The organism is Maridesulfovibrio sp. (assembly GCF_963677005.1).
GTDB lineage: Bacteria > Desulfobacterota > Desulfovibrionia > Desulfovibrionales > Desulfovibrionaceae > Maridesulfovibrio.
Map to the genome: position 1 here is coordinate 1,348,711 of NZ_OY781616.1, position 18,843 is coordinate 1,367,553.

At 46.3% G+C, this 18,843-nt stretch carries 17 protein-coding genes; 11 read left to right on the forward strand and 6 right to left on the reverse strand.

From position 1 onward, the window contains the following. Positions 1-114: 114 nt before the first annotated feature. The 3 genes from ACKU4E_RS06290 to ACKU4E_RS06300 form a co-directional block, all read right to left on the reverse strand. Positions 115-897 (reverse strand): transporter substrate-binding domain-containing protein, encoded by a 783-nt coding sequence (locus ACKU4E_RS06290; protein ID WP_320170226.1) that lies wholly within the window; start codon positions 895-897, stop codon positions 115-117. Between the two features lie 377 nt (positions 898-1,274). Then, positions 1,275-1,907: a CatB-related O-acetyltransferase gene (locus ACKU4E_RS06295; RefSeq protein WP_320170227.1), complete on the reverse strand. Its 633-nt coding sequence runs from the start codon at positions 1,905-1,907 to the stop codon at positions 1,275-1,277. Positions 1,908-2,110: 203 nt separating this feature from the next. Continuing rightward, positions 2,111-3,937: an ATP-binding protein gene (locus tag ACKU4E_RS06300; protein ID WP_320170228.1), complete on the reverse strand. Its 1,827-nt coding sequence runs from the start codon at positions 3,935-3,937 to the stop codon at positions 2,111-2,113. Positions 3,938-4,268: 331 nt separating this feature from the next. Here ACKU4E_RS06300 and ACKU4E_RS06305 point away from each other — a divergent pair, with 331 nt between their 5' ends. The 4 genes from ACKU4E_RS06305 to ACKU4E_RS06320 all read left to right on the forward strand — a co-directional run bounded on the left by ACKU4E_RS06305 (position 4,269) and on the right by ACKU4E_RS06320 (position 7,056). After that, complete coding sequence (locus tag ACKU4E_RS06305) at positions 4,269-4,691, forward strand: N-acetyltransferase (protein ID WP_320170229.1); 423 nt, start codon at positions 4,269-4,271, stop codon at positions 4,689-4,691. Positions 4,692-4,766: 75 nt separating this feature from the next. Continuing rightward, positions 4,767-5,222, forward strand: coding sequence for a GNAT family N-acetyltransferase (locus tag ACKU4E_RS06310; protein WP_320170230.1), 456 nt, complete (start codon positions 4,767-4,769; stop codon positions 5,220-5,222). A gap of 138 nt (positions 5,223-5,360) precedes the next feature. Beyond that, entirely contained in the window at positions 5,361-5,798 is a 438-nt protein-coding gene (locus tag ACKU4E_RS06315; protein WP_320170231.1) for a MarR family transcriptional regulator, read from the forward strand. Between the two features lie 49 nt (positions 5,799-5,847). Next, the gene (locus ACKU4E_RS06320) at positions 5,848-7,056 is read left to right on the forward strand and encodes an MFS transporter (RefSeq protein ID WP_320170232.1); all 1,209 of its coding nucleotides are present in this window, start codon (positions 5,848-5,850) and stop codon (positions 7,054-7,056) included. 134 nt (positions 7,057-7,190) lie between these two features. Here the strand turns inward: ACKU4E_RS06320 and ACKU4E_RS06325 are convergent, their stop codons facing one another. Next, a complete protein-coding gene (locus ACKU4E_RS06325) occupies positions 7,191-8,267 on the reverse strand; it encodes a choloylglycine hydrolase family protein (protein WP_320170233.1) in 1,077 nt (358 codons plus the stop codon). Between the two features lie 355 nt (positions 8,268-8,622). On the opposite strand from ACKU4E_RS06325, the gene ACKU4E_RS06330 reads away from it, so the two are divergent. From ACKU4E_RS06330 to ACKU4E_RS06355, 6 genes are all read left to right on the forward strand, one after another. Then, positions 8,623-9,141 (forward strand): GNAT family N-acetyltransferase, encoded by a 519-nt coding sequence (locus ACKU4E_RS06330; protein ID WP_320170234.1) that lies wholly within the window; start codon positions 8,623-8,625, stop codon positions 9,139-9,141. Between the two features lie 221 nt (positions 9,142-9,362). Then, positions 9,363-10,538, forward strand: a complete 1,176-nt coding sequence (locus ACKU4E_RS06335; protein WP_320170235.1) for a GGDEF domain-containing protein — start codon at positions 9,363-9,365, stop codon at positions 10,536-10,538. Between the two features lie 52 nt (positions 10,539-10,590). After that, positions 10,591-11,238, forward strand: coding sequence for a cyclase family protein (locus ACKU4E_RS06340; protein WP_320170236.1), 648 nt, complete (start codon positions 10,591-10,593; stop codon positions 11,236-11,238). 109 nt (positions 11,239-11,347) lie between these two features. Further along, entirely contained in the window at positions 11,348-13,507 is a 2,160-nt protein-coding gene (locus tag ACKU4E_RS06345) for an EAL domain-containing protein (protein WP_320170237.1), read from the forward strand. 174 nt (positions 13,508-13,681) lie between these two features. Continuing rightward, a complete protein-coding gene (locus ACKU4E_RS06350; RefSeq protein WP_320170238.1) occupies positions 13,682-13,930 on the forward strand; it encodes a phage regulatory CII family protein in 249 nt (82 codons plus the stop codon). Positions 13,931-14,020: 90 nt separating this feature from the next. Beyond that, a complete protein-coding gene (locus ACKU4E_RS06355; RefSeq protein WP_320170239.1) occupies positions 14,021-14,485 on the forward strand; it encodes a phosphatidylglycerophosphatase A in 465 nt (154 codons plus the stop codon). Between the two features lie 96 nt (positions 14,486-14,581). On the opposite strand, the gene ACKU4E_RS06360 is transcribed toward ACKU4E_RS06355, so the two are convergent. Continuing rightward, entirely contained in the window at positions 14,582-16,321 is a 1,740-nt protein-coding gene (locus ACKU4E_RS06360; protein ID WP_320170240.1) for a carbon starvation protein A, read from the reverse strand. A 404-nt stretch (positions 16,322-16,725) separates the two neighbouring features. Beyond that, entirely contained in the window at positions 16,726-17,478 is a 753-nt protein-coding gene (locus tag ACKU4E_RS06365) for an N-acyl homoserine lactonase family protein (protein WP_320170241.1), read from the reverse strand. Positions 17,479-17,913: 435 nt separating this feature from the next. Here ACKU4E_RS06365 and ACKU4E_RS06370 point away from each other — a divergent pair, with 435 nt between their 5' ends. Next, positions 17,914-18,687: a DUF169 domain-containing protein gene (locus ACKU4E_RS06370; protein WP_320170242.1), complete on the forward strand. Its 774-nt coding sequence runs from the start codon at positions 17,914-17,916 to the stop codon at positions 18,685-18,687. The last annotated feature ends 156 nt before the right edge of the window (positions 18,688-18,843 follow it).

Sequence of the window (18,843 nt, forward strand, 5' to 3'; positions counted from 1 at the left end):
AACTGTTTCCCCTGATTGAATCTGTTCACAAGGTAATCCATCTTATAACGACCAATAAGAGGACTAAGGGGGTTGCATTGAAAGCAGCCTCCTTAAATCAAAACGCCATAAGTTTTACGGAGATTTCAGCACAGGAGATTTCTTACCCAAAGTTTCTCCGAAAATTTTGTCATAAGTCCCGTCTTTCTTCATTTCAGTAAGTATGTCGGCTAATTTTGCCACTAGATTTCCATACTTAACACTTATCCAGGGATAAGAGCAGGCATCATCAAGGATACCGATTTTAACAATATCAAATTTTATTTTTTTATTCTGATTTAAAATAGTCATTACAGAATGATATGACGACACAAAAACATCAAACCTTTCTGAAAAAAGCATCCGCAGTCCCTGCTCTATAGAAGTTGCAGACATAGTTCTTATGTTTGGAACGTTATTTTTTAATTTTGCTTCAACCAGTTTATGTCCACGAATATAACCTACCCGCAACGGTGCCAGATCAGCCCAATTTTCAATGCTGCTGACCGGAACACTTCCATTTTGCACGGCCAATTTACTCGCAAAGACAGCCACATAGTCATCCAAAATAGGAACAGGCACCTTTATGAGATTCTGATATTGGAATGGATAGTACTTATGCAGGTCAACTCTGGCCGCATCGCCGTCAACAATTCCTGCATTCGCCATCAATAGTGCGCGTTCCCAGGGAACTACCTGCAATTCGAACTTACACCCAATTTTTTTAAAGGCTTCGGAGTATAGTTTTTGAATAAAATTAACCAGTTCCTGATTGCCATGATCAGCCAAGGAAAATACGATTGTCCTGCCTGAACGAGGAGGCAAAGAACTTGCCGTAAACAAGAAAATCGACATGAGAGCTACAATTATTATTCGCATTTTTCCCCTTCAGTGAATTAAATAAAAATCGTAACATCTTGAAAGGTATTTCGTCGACAACTCCAAAATGCTGGGCGAATTTCTTTCACAATTTAAATATGGTTGCTGCAATTATGTTTTATCCATTCTCCTAGCATACTCCAGAGAGAAACAATATCACAACAGCCCGATTTTTAGGAACACTTCCCAAGGGGGTATCATCACGCCGGGTGGAGGTAGACCTGCTGCCTGCTGAGTGGATTGAACCTTCGAATGCTGACCTTCTCAGGCATTGGACCGAATCTGCATGTTTCTGAAAAACAAAAACCGATAGTTCAAACGGGAGGGTTTCGTCCCTCCCGCACACGCTAGAATTACACCCATAGCAGGATTAGACATCATCTTGGGCTGGCGAGAGCGGCCAGATCGCAACCGGTAATTGCCTTCAAATTACGGGTAACTTTTTCAGGTGACCAGTTCCACCAGGCAATCTCCAAAAGTTTTTCAATGACAAGTTCATCGAATCTGGGGTGGATCAGCCGTGCAGGGTTGCCTGCAATGATGCTGTACGGTGGGAAATCCCCGGTGACCACAGACTTGGCTCCAATAACGCAACCATGCCCTATATTCACACCGGGAAGAATTGTCGCGTCGTAACCGATCCAGACATCATTACCGATGTGTGTGTCTTTTACCGCTGGAAAAAGATCATCTTCAGGCCTGCCGTTCTCCCACCCGGAGCCGAAAATAAAAAACGGATACGTTGAAAAAGAGCTTAACGCATGGTTACCGCCGTTCATGATAAACGTGGTCTTCCTGGCTATTGAGCAATACCGCCCTATGATGAGTTTGTCCCCGATAAAATCGAAATGGTAGAGTATGTTTTCAAAGAAACGCTCAGGGCCATCAGGATCATCATAATATGTGTAATCTCCGATGATGACATTGGGGTTGGTGCAATAATTTTTTATAAAGGAAACCTGAGGGAATCCTTCCATGGGGTGCTTTGTTTCAGGATGTGGTCCGTTCATGGCTTTTCTTTAGGGCAGATTCTGGAGCCCCGCAACACAAACAGTAACCTCTTTACAACCGACCAAGCAGGTTAAGCTCCGGCACCAATCAAGATAACCGGTTGCCTTGCCACCCACTCCACATCGATCAACATCCTATGTATCCGATTACCATTGCCCGAATTTCATAAAATCTTATTGCTGTGTTTTTCCGGAGACTTCCCCTAAGCACTGGCGAGGAAGTGCTGAACCTCTTCCCCAAGATCTTCCATTGTGAATGGCTTTTCCAGATATCCGTTGAAACCGGATGCGAGGAACTTATCCTTATCCCCTGCCATTGCGTATGCCGTCAGAGCAACTATGGGGATATTCATATTCCTTCTTCCCGCCTTGCCGCTGCGTATGGCTCTGGTCGCGGAAACACCGTCCATTTTCGGCATCTGTATATCCATAAGAATCAAATCAAAACTGTGTTTCAATAAAATTTCAAGGGCCTCTTTTCCGTTGCCGGCCATCTGCACATCCAGCCCGATGGATTGTATATACTTATGCACTGCAAGCCTCGACAGGCAGTCATCTTCTACCAACAGGACAGATGCCTTACCTTTATTCTTCACAGGCTCAGGAGGGGCTACTTCTTCGGATTCCCCGGCCAGTTGAAAAGGAAGGCAGCAATAAAATGTTGAACCCTTATTCTCGATACTTTCCACCGACATGGTTCCACCCATCAGGCCCAGCAGCTTCTTGCAGATTGCCAGACCGAGCCCTGCCCCCTGTTTTTTCCGCTGATATCCTTCGGCCTGCTGCTCAAAGGCACTGAAAATTCTATCCAGCTTATCTTCACAAATCCCAATGCCGGTATCAGCAACGGTAAATAAAACCCAAAGCCTGCCATCCTTTCGAACAGGTAAAGGATGAACATCAATATTTATGCCCCCCTTGTCCGTAAATTTCACTGCATTTCCAAGAAGATTGCTCAATATCTGCTGCACCCTGGTGGCATCACCCAAAATGGTTTCAGGAATGTCCGGGCTCACGTCAAATGTCAGAACTACATTCTTGCCCATGGCAGTAGGTCTGAAAATTGTTTCCACAGCCGAAATACAATCCCGGAGATTCATGGGGGCGGACCGTATTACCAGTTTACCGGCTTCAACGCGTGATAAATCCAGAATATCTGAGAGTAATGCTGTCAATCGGATTGTGGCTTCAGCCGCGTTCGTTGCATACAGTTTTTGCTCGTCATCAAGTTCCGAATGCTGCAGAAGTTGAAGCATTCCCATAATTCCATTGAGAGGGGTCCTGATTTCGTGGCTCATGTTAGCCAGAAATTCACTTTTTGCCTTGCTTGCGGCAACAGCTCCCTGCTGCGCCCGCTTCAATTCTCTCTCCACCTGCATGCGCATCTGGATTTCATCCTGCAATTGCCTGTTGGCCTGCACCAGCGCCCCCGTAAGCCCCTGCAGTCTTTCCTGCGGATCAGTTGAAGACTCTTCCGGAAAAGTCATATCGAAACGTTCTGAAATTCTGAATCCCTCAAGCTCCGTTTCCAGATTTACACAATGACAAAGCTGAGCAAGCTGAAACTCGATAATATCGCGAAACTGAATCATCAGGTTCTCAATCTTCGGAGAATAGGCATTGAATTTGTTGTCCAATACACAGATCGTTCCAAAGGGAGTGGAATCCGGGTACAGGATTGGGAAGCCGAGGTAAGAAATCATGTTCAGAGCAACATCCGGATTGTCCTTCCAATCAGGATCTTCCAGAGCATTGGGAACCAGCAGCTTTCGATCCGTCCTTATGACGTGCTCGCAGTACAATCCGCATTTCTGGTAATAATGCTCGGTCGCGCCGAGTGGATATGGATTACCTTCGGATGCACTGGTCCGGAAAACCTCAATCAATCCTTCTCCAACGCGCATGATGAGTGCGGCCGGTACATTTGAAAATTCGGCAAGAAGATCAACTATTGACTGCCAACGCTCAAGAATTCCATCAGAAACAACGAGGATTTCCTGATACGATTTACCGGATATTATGGAACTCATCACTCCTCCATGATCAAAGCCTGCACGCATTGCCTGACACCATTCTATTACTCTACCCCAAGCGTTTTACTATAGGCAACAAAATCCATAATAAAACTGTTTATATCACAGGTTACAGCTTTAAAAGACAACTATTTTAGATAGATAAGACTTGCAGCAGGTTGACAACCAGACTATTATTAAAAATAATCCTATAAGCATGCAGGTGTATCATTTGAGCACTCTGCAACTAGTGATTGACTGGAAAAACCTGTGCCGCGACTAGGCTGTGAAAAGCGTTCAATATCGTACACATTGTAAAAATGTATAATAGGAAAAAGGATGCCGGAGAGTGATACGCAAATTCAATATTCAGGATATGGACATGGTCCTCAACATCTGGCTTGAAGCCTCCATTCAGGCACATTGTTTCATATCACGTGACTTCTGGGAGTCAAAAGTATCGGATATGCGAAATATATACATTCCAAACAGCGAAACGTATGTGTATGAAGCAGATGGAACAGTCAAAGGATTCATAGCACTCCACCATAACACTGTAGCCGCTTTATTCGTTTCACCGGACAGCCAGAGACAAGGTATCGGCACACAACTGCTGGAGGAGGCCAAGAGTATGATTCCAAACTTGAATCTTACAGTCTACAAGGCAAACTCAAACGGCATCAGATTTTACCGGAAATGCGGTTTCAGAGTGGCAAAAGAACAGATTGATGAGCACACAGGGCATCCGGAACTGCTGATGATTTTCCCCTGACACGGTCATGGTCTGAGTGACAGAAACGAGTTATCGACCGAAAATGTTCAATTATTCAAATTTAAACATAGTATTATGAAAATCGAAATTGCTGATAAAAGGGATTACCCTGAACTGATAAAAATATGGGAAGCTTCCGTACGAGCAACACATTTTTTCCTGAAAGAAGAAGATATCGTGTTTTTGCTACCGCTGATTCTCAATCAATACTTTGATGCGGTAGAATTACGATGTGCAAGGGACAATCAGGATAAAATTACGGGGTTCTGCGGGGTGACTGAAAATAAACTTGAAATGCTGTTCATAGCACCGGAAAGCCGGGGACAAGGTATCGGTTCCGCCCTGTGCCGCCATGTGATTGATAATATGCATGTCACAGCCGTAGACGTAAACGAGCAGAACCCGCAGGCCGTCGGATTCTATGAACACATCGGATTTGGAATCACCGGCAGGTCCCCGGTGGATGGGCAGGGGAATCCTTTCCCCTTGTTGCACATGAAGTTGAGAAAAAACCTACCCACCGGTCAGTAACACTCTGCACTTCTGTAATAATTTAAAGAGACCAGGTTCACCTTCCAAGCTCCACGCAGTGGATCTTCTGTCAGGCTGCAGATAAGGAATTCAAAATTTCAGTTGACAAACGTATGGTGTCCATACGATATAGTTTGAATGAATCCAGTCATAGAAAAATATATGCTGCTGCTTGAAAAGATTTCAAACACGACTAAAGCGTACAAATCATTCGGTACGGATGTGAATATTTATCGTAGCGAGATCCACGTCATTCAGCTGATAGGTGATCGCGGAAGCATCCATATCTCTCAGATATCGCGCTTGATAGGTGTTACAAAAGGAACCGTTTCCCAAATAGTCAAAAGACTGGAAGGTAAAGGGTTGGTGGAAAAAATCGTCGACAAAGCGAACAACACCCGTCAACTGGCCAGTCTTACGGACAAGGGTAAGACCGCATACAAGGCTCACGTAGAATTTCATAGCCGTCAACACGCGGAAATGAACTCGTTTATAGTGTCGTTAACTGAAGAGCAGCAGGCTGTTCTGGATACGTTTCTCACCAAGGCATATGATATGATCGAGGACCATCTATAATTTTTTTAACCATAACGTATGGACACCATACGTTCAGAAGGGATTAATCATGAAACAGGAAAATAAAATTGTATGGATCGCAGCGTTGATCCAGCTTATCAATCTTATAGACTTTATGATGGTGATGCCGCTCGGGCCGGACATATCGAAGGACCTGCCTATCAGCAATGCCGATATTGGATTTATTTGCGGTGTATATACTCTGGCAGTTGGATTCTCAGGAATTGCCTGCGCTAAATTCTTAGATAGGTTTGCCCGTAAATCCGTAGCAATTGTGGCGGTACTTGGTCTGTCGATTGCTACCCTGTCTGCCGCTTTCTGCTGGGATTTATATTCAATGCTCGGCGCGAGAATTCTGGCGGGATTTTTCGGAGGACCTGCCGCCGCCATTGCTTTTTCGATGGTTTGCGATGCTGTACCGCCTGAAAGAAGAGGACGGGCGATGGGGATTGTAATGGGAAGTTTTTCTGTCTCCTCCATTGCAGCTATCCCTTTCGGACTGGAATTAGCCGAAATAGGCTCCTGGCGCACACCTTTCTATGCTATTGCCATTCTGGGATTTGCCGTTCTTTCAATGATCCTGTTCTTCACTCCCCCCATGAAAACTCATATGGAAGGACATAGCGAACCGGTTTCACTCATTCGCATTCTGGCTAACAGAAAATATCAATTGGCTTTCTTTATGATGGTGACAGCCATGATATCTTCTTTCGCCATAATCCCCAACTTCTCGGCCTATTTTCAGGTCAATCTTGGATTTGAACGATCTTCGTTAAGCTTTCTGTACTTCATCGGCGGGGTTTTCAGCTTGATTCTGATGCAGGTCGGCGGCAGAGCCTCAGATAAAATCGGCCCTATACCTACCAATATACTGGGCACAGTTCTACTGGTGGCTTTCATCTATGACGGATTCATGCATCCGCCGTTTTCATCCTGCCTTGTTATTTTCATTATGTTTATGGGGATGGTCTGCTTCAGAAATGTTTCTGCCACTACGGAAGCGTCCAAACTTCCACAGCCGTATGAAAGAGCGGCTTTCATGTCACTGTTTTCTTCCCTGCAGCATATAGGAAACGGCATAGGCGCATTGCTCTCGTCTGCAATCCTGAGCATCGGTCCGGATGGACGGCTTATAAATATGCAATGGGTCGGGTTGCTGGCGATTGTTATGGCATTATTCCAGCCGCTTGCTTTGATGAAGATTCGTCAACCGAAAATAGGCCTCAAAACCCGGCAATTGACGGACCCCATCGGCTAAGCGGGCATGCCCCGGATTGGTAAAAAGGACATTCTTTAAAACAGTCAACATGGAGTCCAGCCGATGAAAGCATATGCAAGCACCGGAAAGGACACGCCATGTTGACTGTTTTTTAGCAAGCATGTTGTGGCGGATTAACGGGGCGTCACATCCAGTATCGCGTTACCCGTGTCCCTTGAAACAGGGATGGGTTTGTAATCGGCGCGGGAAAAATCAAGTTTCTTGAGGTCTACAGTGCGCAGGGTCTGATCGTTATAGTCCGCGAAATAAAGCACACGATTGGTCAGATCCTCAATAGCGGTCCACTGGGTGTAATCGGCCTCTTCTCCCTTGGGAGTCTTATCTCTACTGATCCCCTTGATGACAAATATCTGCTCAAGCAGATGACGCGCCAACACAACAGCCTCGGCGGAATCCTTAGGCTTGTAGGCAAACTGTCTGAGGATGGCAGTGCGCACAAACCGGGAAGGCGGAGTGCAGTCGCCCGGCAATCCGAGCAGGCCGGAGCCGTTGCCGGTGCCGGCAACGGTCATACCTTCGAGCTTGAGTTCTTTCTGAATCATGGGCGAAAGGTTGACGTAGTTGCGCAGGTTGGCCCACTGCTTGGGCAGGGGCGGTTCGTTTGTCATGATGCCCAGTGGATTATCATAAAGATTAAGCTTTCCATCAATCCATTCGGCCACAATGCTGTTGCCTGCGGCATCGTGCACGGCAACGTGCAGAACCGGAATGCCTCCCAGTCCGGGAAGCTCATTTCCCCAGGCGAAAATTGTTGGTAATGCCTTCCGTACTTCAGCCACGGAACTGAAGTTGCCCAGTATCCAGTCCGGCAAAAGGGCTACATCAAGCGCCCGGTCTTCTTTCCCTTTGGGAACGGTCTGATAACCGACTGAAGGGAGCCACAGGAACTTGGCCGAGAGGCCTTTTTCATTCATTCCGTCCGATGACTTTTCCTGTCCGAGAACGGATAAACCGACGAATCCGTAACGCTGTTTCCATTTGAGCCCCTTCTTTTTACCGGGGGCTTCAGAAACCCACTGTTTACCTCTCGGATAAACGGTTACAAGGGCATGGTCATCAATGGCAAAATCCATGGACCGGCCGTTAACCACGGTACCGTCTGCAGCCTTGACCACAAAATCGGTGCAGGCCATGGCCGGAGCGGCACAGAATGTCAAAGTCAGGATGAATAATATTATGATGCGGAACATGATATCTCCTAAGGTAAATTTTGATACAGTATAAACCGGTTAGCTAAGCACCAGAGTAGGCCACCGACCTTATGTTGTCGACACGAAAGTAAGACATTTTTATGACATAAAAAAGGAAAGCAGGCAGTAAACACCTGCTTTCCTTTGAGTTCGGCAAAAAAGATAATCAACTGCAGCTGAGTATAATTCATATTCATTATAACAGCAGCATATTACTGTACAATTTCCATAAACGAGAGCATTCTGCGCATATATTTTCAGGAAATATCAAAAGCGCTTTTCTCTACATTGAAAAAATTCCCGACTAAAATTTCTCCAACAGAAGAGAAGAACACAACAAGGACAGTACAAGATCATGACAGATATCACCATACGGCAGCTTGAATCCATCTCAACCTCACGGCTGAATGAATTGTGCACCCTCCTTATTGATACCGTCGAAGGCGGTGCTTCCGTTGGTTTCCTGAGCCCGATTGCCATGGACACGGCCAAAAGCTACTGGCTCAAAGTTGAATCCGAACTGGAATCAGCAACCGACCTTCTTGTTGCTGAAAAAAACGGACAAACAGTCGGCTCTGTTCAGATTGTATATTGTACCAAAGAAAATGGTGCACATAGAGGCGAGGTACAAAAACTATTTGTTCTGCAAAGCAACCGAAGGCATGGGGTTGCGACCAGATTAATGCTTGAAGCCGAAAAAAGGGCTGCCCAAAAAGGAAAGACTCTACTCACACTTGATACACAGGAAAACAGCTCTGCTGAAAAGCTTTACGAAAAGCTTGGGTGGCAGAAAGCGGGTGTAATTCCGGACTATGCATGCAGCCCGAACGGGAAACTGCATGGAACTACACTATTCTTTAAGCATGTATACTGACACCAACACTTACAACTGATTTTGTTCTTATAATTTGACCAGTTAAATACAACATATCGACAACATTAAGCACAACAGGTTAATTTTTACCAATACGCAGCGGAATACCGTTTTTACTGCTGAATATAAATCAATCCGGCGATATGAAAATCCGCTGGATATAGCCCGCAATTACTGCTATCCAACTCTCTGGATTGAATTTATTTACCCAGAAGAGCAAAATGAAAAAAACGCGCGAGATTCAGGATTTCGATAACCAGACAAATCAATCATCCTCTGATGAGTCTGCTGCAACCACCGGATTTTTCCAGGATCTTCGATACCTGCTTTTCCCCACACAGGATTTTTTACACAAAAGATACAGGGATTACCGGCTAAACGCTCTTGTCATAATTTCAGTCTGTTCTCTTATCTGGGCGTCCCTGTGGGCCTGGGACATAACAGTTGACCCGATTGGTGCGGCAAACACACTCTGGCTACGCCTGCTGTTTATTGCAATTGGTTCCTGTTCGGTAGTTTTCATAATCTGCAAGGACCTGAACAGTTGGATTGCCTCGTTCGTTTTAGTAGGCAGCCTGAGCAGCGAGGCCGTATTTATTGAAATCCTGACCCGCCTCAATGGTGGGCTGGTCTACGGACTGGCCGGGTTCATGTACAGCATGCTGGTTGCGGTGCTGCTTTTCCAATGCTTTTCACTGCGGATAAATTATGCATTTACGCTCCTTTCCTCTGCCCTGCCCCACCTGGCAGGCATGGTCGGGATAGTGCAGGGTTTCCCCCACCGGCATTATGCAATGCTGATCTGGCCGGCAGCAGCTCTGGCTGCTATCTCGCAAACAATACATTCACGCAACTATCTGCTTCGCTACCGACTGGAAAAAAAGCTCAAAAATCTATCGAACACGGACCCTTTGACCGGCATAAGAAACCGACGCTATTTCATGCCGCAGCTTGAGCATGAAACCCGCAGAGCAGCCAGGACCAAACAGAATCTGTCCTTGCTGCTGCTTGATATAGATGACTTCAAAAGCATAAACGACCGCTACGGCCACCCTACCGGGGATCAAGTTATCTGCCGTGTAGCAGAAATCTGTGATCGTTTGTCACGGGATATTGATGTGGTTGCCCGGATTGGAGGGGAAGAGTTTTCCATTTTACTGGTAGGCAGTAATCTGGAACAGGCCGGAAATGTTGCCGAAAGAATCCGAACCCAAATTGCCAAGACTGTGATGCATGGTCCTGACAAAATGCCCTTTAACTGCACTGCCAGCATCGGCATTGCAGAATTTGATACGATAGACAAAACAGAAAATTCTCTTCTTTCAAGGGCAGACGCGGCACTTTATAAGGCTAAACGAACCGGCCGCAATAAGGTTATGACTATTCCGACAACTTGAATAGTTACAAAAAAATCTTCATCACAACTTTGCAGCATTCGCTGGTAGCACCATGAAACTACTAGACCTTACCCATCCCATAACTGAAAACATGCCGGTATTTCCGGGATCTCCCCTACCGAAACTGCAACCCATCGCAGCAGTTGAGACCGAAGGCTACAGGGAACACAGCATTTCCATAACGACCCACACAGGCACTCACATAGACGCCCCTGCCCATATCCTCAACGAAGGACTTACACTCGACCAAATGGACATCGGCTGTTTTTTCGGCTCTGCTGCTGTGCTTGACTGTAGGAGACCGGCAACGGAAGGAAGACAGATTGAGATCGACGATCTGCGCGAATTTGAGGAAATAATTTCCGAAAACGATTTCCTGCTGCTCTACACGGGATGGGACACCTTTTGGGGGACTGAAAAATATTATTCCGGATTTCCCGCCTTAAGCGAAGATGCCGCGGTATGGTTGTCTGATTTTGGTTTGAAAGGGATCGGCATTGATACTATTTCTGCTGACCGGGCCGATTCCCAGGACTTACCGGTCCATTCCATACTGCTGGAAAACGGCACAATCATCATTGAAAACCTGACAGGGCTGAACGCACTCATCGGCCTTGATTTCATATTTTCCTGCATGCCTCTCAAATTTGCAGGCGCTGACGGTTCTCCGGTCCGGGCTGTAGCGTTACTTACTTCTTAAATGCAGCTATGCGCTCTAAATTGGATTGCAGTTTACCGGGCCCGATGCTATTTTTCTATCGTCTGACCCCAACTCACCAATACATACAGAAAAGACCGGATTGAATCATATGACAGACGAACACTCCGCCATTCTGGCCAGATTCCTGGACAATGCCAGCCATATTGCAATCATCAAAGACCCCCTATTCCGCTTCATATATACAAACAAACCATTCTTTGACCTGCTTGATATGGACCGTGACTCCGATATCACGGGAAAAACAGATGCAGACATACTCACAGGAATAGCGTCTGAAAAACAGTTGTCTGAAATTGCCTCCACAGACCGCAAGGCCTGCACCCTGGCAGCAGGTGAACACCTGTCGCTGGAATTTGAACTGACCATCCCCTGCGGGAAAACAGTTATCCTTAAGTCATACAAATTTCCAATCAGAGACAAATCCGGAAGCCTGCTGGGCATTGGCGTGCTTACCGCCGATATTTCGCAATTGAAATCGCGGGAACAGGAACTCATTGATACTCACCATGCGCTGACACAGGAATTCAAGGAACAGGCTGAAATTCTCCGGGACGCAAATGAAAACCTTCAATTCATGCGTCATGTTTTCAAAAACACCCTTGATGGAATCATAATTACCGACAAGGATGGTAAAGCTCTGCAGATCAACCCCGCCTTTACCGAGATCACAGGCTATACGCTTGATGAAATACGGGGAGAAAACCCGCGCTTTCTTAAATCGAACTACCATAATGCTGAGTTCTACAAAGAGATGTGGGCAAGTCTGGCCAGTAAGGGATTCTGGGAAGGAGAACTATGGAACAGACGTAAAAGCGGAGAAATCTACCCGCAACGCCTGAACATAAGCGCCATATATGACCAGAAGGGGAACATCACTCATTACGTGGGTGTAAACAACGACATCAGCGAACTCAAACGCAAAGAAGAAAAAATACACTTCTATTCCTATCACGATGCGCTGACCAACCTTCCAAACCGTAAGCTCTTCAGTGACAGACTGAGACGCGAGATTGAAAAATCGGCAAAAACAGGAGTCAAAATAGCTCTGCTTTACATGGACCTTGACGACTTTAAAAAAGTCAATGACTCGCTTGGATACACAGTCGGTGACGAGCTCCTGAAACAACTGGCCGGACGCATAAAGCCCATGCTCGGAGAGCAGGACTCGCTGGCCAGACTCGGAAGTGATGAATTCGCAGTCGCTCTGGTCGGATATAAGAAAATCAATAATATCATTTCGTTCGCCCAGAAAATAGGTGAACAGCTCTCCAGTCCGTTTCACATTGAAGGACACGAAATATTCATCAACGCCAGCATCGGAATTGCCACTTATCCTGAAGACACAACAAGCCCCGAACAATTGGTGCTGCACGCGGATACGGCAATGCATCAGGTAAAAAGCAGTTACCTCGACAATTTCAGATTCTATACCTCACAGATGAAGACGCAGGCCCAGCATAAGATAGATATGGAGTCTGCAATCAGAAAAGGGATAGTAAACGGAGAATTCGTTCCCTTCTATCAGGCCAAAGTGAGCACAAGCACAGGAAAGGTCATGGGAATGGAGGCACTTGCCAGATGGGTCAGGCCTGATGGCAGCATTATTCCACCATCTGAATTCATACCTATTGCCGAAGAACTGAACCTTATCCATGAAGTTGACACCCTGATAATAAGGCAGGCCGTAAAGGATATGACTGTCTGGGAAGAAGCCGGATACACGGACCTTGTTGTTTCCGCGAACGTCTCTGCCAAGGAGCTGGACACTCCTGCCTTTGCTGAAAATATTTTTGCAATCCTTGAAGAGAGCCACCTGCCCAAGGAAAAACTTGATCTTGAAATAACTGAATCCCTGCTGATGCAGGATGTTGAAAAGAATGCCGGTATACTGGATTCTCTATGCTCATCAGGTATTTCCTGCTCCATAGACGATTTCGGTACAGGCTATTCCTCGCTGAGCTACCTGAAAAAACTGCCTATCAGTACCTTGAAAATAGACCGTTCCTTCGTAAACGACATAATGACAGATAAAAATGATCTGGCTATCGTTTGCGCCATTATAAGCATGGCCAAGCATATGGGGCTTAAGGTGGTGGCAGAAGGGGTGGAAGATGCGGAACAGGTGAAACTGCTCAAAAGTCAGGGCTGCGACCTTATTCAGGGGTTCTATTACAGCAAGCCCCTTTCAAAATCTGAATTTCTGAATTTTCTGAACGGCAGAAGAGACAACATATTTCTCCAGGAGTAGGGGTAAACCGCAAAACCCTCCCAACACCCTCAAAAACCCTACCTACATATACAGGTAAACGCACTGCAAATACAAAGAGCATGGCGTTTACAACATACTGGACTCCGTCAATAATGTAACTCAAAGGATGATTAACAATCACCTGAAAGGACGCATTACATGAAGGAGTTTTAAATGCATCTTTTATCAATTACAAAAGTTACTCAGGATATAGTCCTCGAAGGAAACAAGCCGGCAAAAGAAGTAGCCAAGAGCATCGGCAAGCCATATTCCACTCTTCTCAGGGAAATAAATCCCTTTGATGACAACGCCAAACTCGGCGCGGAAACACTGATGGATATCCTAAGAGCCACGAACGAGGTGAAACCCCTTGAATACATCGCCCGGAGCATCGGCTACACCCTGAAACCGAGAACGAACTAATCGCATCACGACCATCCTGGCCGGAATAAACCGGAGTATCCACTTCAGTGTGGTATGGACTTTTTTCAAGGATCGTTGGATAATGGGGAGATGAAAAATTTAAAACCAAATCTCACTCAGATCGCAACTCTGGGACCGATCGGATTACTGCCAAAAGCCCCCGGAACATGGGGATCAGCAGCTGCGCTGATAGTTGCTCCGTTCATTTTTTTCCCCCTCCCGATTCCGCTGAGAGTAATTGTGCTGGGACTGCTGTTCTATTTCGGTGCACAGGCATGCACTGCCGCTGAAAAAGAACTGGGGAAGAAAGATCCGGGTTGCGTGGTAATAGACGAATTATTAGGGCAATGGGTCGTGTTTCTGCCTTTTCCGGGAATAGTCGGCTGGCAGGCAATAGCAGGGTTCGTGCTGTTCAGGATCTTCGATATCTTCAAACCATGGCCGGTTCGCGCCTCGGAGAAATGGCTCAAGGACGGTTACGGAGTTATGGTAGATGACCTGTTTGCCGGAATATACGCCATGCTCGTCCTGTGGCTGCTGCGCTATCTGACATAACATTCGATGAAACAATTTCATGCTTAGAAGAGCACCAAAAGTAATCCCCCGACAGCCAACGCTGCCGGGGGATTCTTACGTCATATTTCGGTTTTGTTAGGCATTTTCAGTTGCCGTTACAGGATTATCGCACCCGTAAACCTTCTTCATTACGAGATAGGTCTCGGCAATCATCCATATTTCAAGAACAAAAACAATCAGCCCCACAACAAACAGCAGCCACTTTTCGCCCGCATAGAATTTCTGGAGGTTGAAAACCATCGCCCATCCGGTCATGGCAACCATGAAAAGCATGGGAATGGCGGTATAAATAACCTTAACCCGTTTGCGAGCGAGATAAACAGTAATGATGAGCAGAGCAAGTGCGGCCAGAAGCTGGTTCACAGTACCGAACAGCGGCCAGAGAGCAAGTGCTCCTTTCTTCAATGCGCCCACTGAGAATCCGCCGTTAAAGCAGAGTATGGCCGCAGTTCCCACAGATATCAGGGTAGCAGGAATAGCACCGGCCAGCGAAGGCACCTTGTACGCCTGGGCCAGTTCGCTGACTACATACCGCTGAATACGGGTTGCACTGTCAAGAGTGGTTGCCGCAAAGCTGACTAGAAAGACTCCCATGACAGCCAGAGCAATATTGACGGGAATGCCGTAGCTGGCCATGAGGTTGGCGGAGCCTTCGACAAAAGCACTCAGCTTTGCCCCCAGACCTGCGGCAGATGCCCAGGATGCGTAATGGGTGGTGAATGCAACTGTTCCGGTAAGCAGCTGTCCGTCCGGGGTGTGCTTGCCCATGCCGATTCCGGCACCGACAGCAACGATTACCAGCACGGACAGAGCGGCTTCCATCAGCATGGAACCATAACCGATCATGCGTGAGTCGCGCTCGGTTTCACACTGCTTGGCGGAAGTCCCGCTACTGACCAGGGAATGAAATCCGCTGATCGCCCCGCAGGCAACGATAACAAAAAGGAACGGCAACATCGGCGGAGCCCCCTTAGGAGCAAGATCAATGGTCGGTGCCACAAAGACAGGATGAGCCACAACCGCACCGACCACGAGCAGAACCAAAGCAACCAGAAGCTGGTGGCCGTTGATATAATCTCGCGGCTGAAGCAGTGTAGTGACCGGCAGAACGGACGCGATGAAGGCATAGATCAGCATGATCACGGTCCAGACTACAATCGGGTTCATTCCCATGATTGTGGGCATTTTAACCGGAACATAAACACCCACGACAACAAATGCATACATTAACAGAAGCGCCACAATACTCCACACAGTATGGTCGGCCTTCTTGGTATACATTATCCACCCGAGAGCAATGGCAATGGGAACCTCGCTCCAAACCGGTATTACCGCAGCCGGATACATGTTGAAGAGAATGGCGATAATAAGCGCGAATACGGCTATTACTATCAGCAGTTCAAAAAAGATTATTATCAGGAACAGAGTGCGGACACGGTGGTTTATAAGGCCGGCTGCCAGGTCCCCTACGGACCGCCCCTGATTGCGCAAGCTGACGACGAGAGAACCGAAATCATGCACAGCACCCATGAAAATCGCGCCGAAAAAGACCCAGATAACGGCAGGAACCCATCCCCAGATAATGGCAATTGCAGGACCGACAATAGGTCCAAGCCCGGCTATGGAAGTAAAATGATGGCCGAAAAGGACTTCCTTCTTTGTGGGGACAAAATCCTTTCCGTCCTCAAATTCACAACTGGGACAGACTTTTTGTTCATCTACCTGAAAAATTTTTTTTGCCAGGAATTTCCCATAAGTATTGTAGGCAATGATGTAGCCCACAAAACAAAGCCCGGCGATGACAAGAGAGTTCACCTAAACACCTCCGATAAAAAAGAACCAACACACAGCGGAAAAGCAAAGCGTTTCCGAACCCACACACTGCTATAAAAACCGCAGTCAGGACCCATTAACGCTTCAGCCCGCCCACTGCACCGTTTTTAACGGAAGCAGTGTAAATATAAATATTTACTGCAGCGATACCCCTCGGTCTGATCTACGGAATCTATAATCCATTTAAGTCCGCCCTACCTATATTATTTTACCGCAAATTACCAGTTCAACTTAAAATATTGCGCAACGACCTATCGGCAAATTTATTTTACGCGAAATAATGCCGCCTGCTGAAAACATTTTTACTGCAACAAAGCATCAGAAACTATATTTCACGAAAATTTAAGTCATATAATTAAATTTTGAAACAGGCGACACCATCATTTCTATGTCCCTTCAACGACATCAACCTTTGCAAAGGACGGCTCATGCAAAGGAATCAGGATATCAGCCATATCCCGCACCTTGAGCATAATATCGTATGCTTCATAAGTATTGACAGGTGTGCCCGGAGGAATAACCTCCATCTCCATACCGGTAATTTCCGGCGGCGGGTTGAAATTTTCCATAATCACGCAAAATCCGGTAATAGCCGCAAGCCCGCCTTCAGTATCCACCAGCACAGTCATACCGCCTTCGGTATGCACAGGCGTATGCATCATGCGTATGCCGGGAACGACTTCGAAATCACCATCCAGCACCTCCAGTTGACCGGCTTCTTCCACATCCTCCACATAGTCCTCAAGGTAACGGAAATCCAGAGGATGAGGATTGTGGACATGTTCCAGTTCCTTGCGATGCACGTAAAATCTGGCATTGGAACACTTGTAATCGTTTTCACAATGATCGTTATGAAGGTGGGTATGAATAACAATATCTATGTCTTCCGGTTTGAGCCCGTATCTGCCGAGTCCTTCCTCAAAAGTATATATCTTACCGCCGAGATCAGCTTCCCTGTCAGCTGAAATGATGGGCTGCATCTCTCCGGTATCGACTATTATGTTCTTGTCTCCGCCCTCCAGATACCAGCAGTATATTGGGATAATATAAGGCTCTCCGTAGCCGTGCTGGTAAGTCATCATGCCCTTGTCAAAACGTTTGGTCCCCATGACTATGGGGTGTATTCTGTACTTGCTCATGGTTTCTCCCGAATTTGAAACTGCACTTGATGTATATATATGTAGCAGGCAAGACATTACTCCTGTATGCGACCAAAAGTAAATTTCTGGTTACGAATATATAACTTGATATAAGTGAAAAAGAAAACAATCACAAACTTGTAACATTATTTTAAAACTAAAATAAATAAATTCAGTTCCTACTTAATCAAATAATATCTTCTAACTAGTTAAATTTTTTCTTTATTTAAAAATTATTGTTATTTATTTCACAATATTTGCAGAAAATAGCTCTCGTTAAACAAACTTAAATTGTGAAAAAGTTATTTTTTTCTTTATCTCAAATTTCATTGTTTAATTATCCCCCTCACTCTAATTAAGTGTTACTTTAAAAATTAACCGGGAAAACCCGGTTGTGACAAAAATATCATTAACCCGGAAAGCGAGGAGGACACGATGACCTACAAGGAGATGCAGGAACTGCTGATGAAGGAAATGAGACTGTACCACTATCCCGTGGCAGTGAAATATTTCTATGATCAGGCCGAAGTCGACGAATTCAAGGAAAAAGCAGAATACCACGTACCGGTTAAGGCTATGACCTTCTGTCAGTGGGAAATTGCAGCACGCATGAAAGGTCAGACAGTTTACGCTGATGTTGACGGGCTGGGTTGCGGCAATGCGAAATACGCTTTTGCATGGAAGGAACTTGATGAAGGCGAGATCAAGGGACATATGAAATATGTAAAGGATATGGAACAGGCCAAGAAATTTGTTCTCAGCAAGCCCCGCCTGCCGGAAGGACTCATAGGCATCGCAGTTGCTCCGCTCGGTTCCATTGACGGCATTTTCGAGCCCGACACTGTACACTTCTACTGTGACAACATGCAGGCATACCACCTGGCAGTAGACTACGCAGCAGCAACAGACACGCATCCTCTGCGCTCCAACATCACCATGAACTCCTCGGCATGTGCAGGAAACGTATTCTCGTACCTGAATCAGGAATTCAACATGGTTCCGGCCTGCTCCGGCAGCTATAACGCAGGCAAGACCGAACGCGGCGAAATCAACGTCATGATCCCCGGCAAAAAGTTCAAGGCCGTTGTTCAGAGACTTGTTGACCGCATCGAACTGGCCAGCTCCTCCATCACCAAGCCCGGTGACGGTTTCCCCGGTCAGGATGTCTGCAAGAACTGTCCGCTGATCATCTTCAAGAAAGAAAAATAAGCAACCGACGCAATTAACGGATTTGCGCAAATAGAAGCGCAAATCCGTGAAATATGAATGATGACGCTGAATCCGGATCCGGCCTGATTGGGTCAGGCGGCTGCAACAGCCAGGGGAAGCAGGTGATGGGTTCGGCAAAACTGACTTTCGCTTCAA

Excerpts from the sequence above, each read along its gene's own strand:
- ACKU4E_RS06290 (WP_320170226.1), bottom strand. The coding sequence starts at position 897 with ATGCGAATAATAATTGTAGCTCTCATGTCGATTTTCTTGTTTACGGCA.
- ACKU4E_RS06295 (WP_320170227.1), bottom strand. The coding sequence starts at position 1,907 with ATGAACGGACCACATCCTGAAACAAAGCACCCCATGGAAGGATTCCCT.
- ACKU4E_RS06300 (WP_320170228.1), bottom strand. The coding sequence starts at position 3,937 with ATGAGTTCCATAATATCCGGTAAATCGTATCAGGAAATCCTCGTTGTT.
- ACKU4E_RS06310 (WP_320170230.1), top strand. The coding sequence starts at position 4,767 with ATGAAAATCGAAATTGCTGATAAAAGGGATTACCCTGAACTGATAAAA.
- ACKU4E_RS06315 (WP_320170231.1), top strand. The coding sequence starts at position 5,361 with ATGAATCCAGTCATAGAAAAATATATGCTGCTGCTTGAAAAGATTTCA.
- ACKU4E_RS06320 (WP_320170232.1), top strand. The coding sequence starts at position 5,848 with ATGAAACAGGAAAATAAAATTGTATGGATCGCAGCGTTGATCCAGCTT.
- ACKU4E_RS06325 (WP_320170233.1), bottom strand. The coding sequence starts at position 8,267 with ATGTTCCGCATCATAATATTATTCATCCTGACTTTGACATTCTGTGCC.
- ACKU4E_RS06330 (WP_320170234.1), top strand. The coding sequence starts at position 8,623 with ATGACAGATATCACCATACGGCAGCTTGAATCCATCTCAACCTCACGG.
- ACKU4E_RS06335 (WP_320170235.1), top strand. The coding sequence starts at position 9,363 with ATGAAAAAAACGCGCGAGATTCAGGATTTCGATAACCAGACAAATCAA.
- ACKU4E_RS06340 (WP_320170236.1), top strand. The coding sequence starts at position 10,591 with ATGAAACTACTAGACCTTACCCATCCCATAACTGAAAACATGCCGGTA.
- ACKU4E_RS06345 (WP_320170237.1), top strand. The coding sequence starts at position 11,348 with ATGACAGACGAACACTCCGCCATTCTGGCCAGATTCCTGGACAATGCC.
- ACKU4E_RS06350 (WP_320170238.1), top strand. The coding sequence starts at position 13,682 with ATGCATCTTTTATCAATTACAAAAGTTACTCAGGATATAGTCCTCGAA.
- ACKU4E_RS06355 (WP_320170239.1), top strand. The coding sequence starts at position 14,021 with ATGAAAAATTTAAAACCAAATCTCACTCAGATCGCAACTCTGGGACCG.
- ACKU4E_RS06365 (WP_320170241.1), bottom strand. The coding sequence starts at position 17,478 with ATGAGCAAGTACAGAATACACCCCATAGTCATGGGGACCAAACGTTTT.
- ACKU4E_RS06370 (WP_320170242.1), top strand. The coding sequence starts at position 17,914 with ATGACCTACAAGGAGATGCAGGAACTGCTGATGAAGGAAATGAGACTG.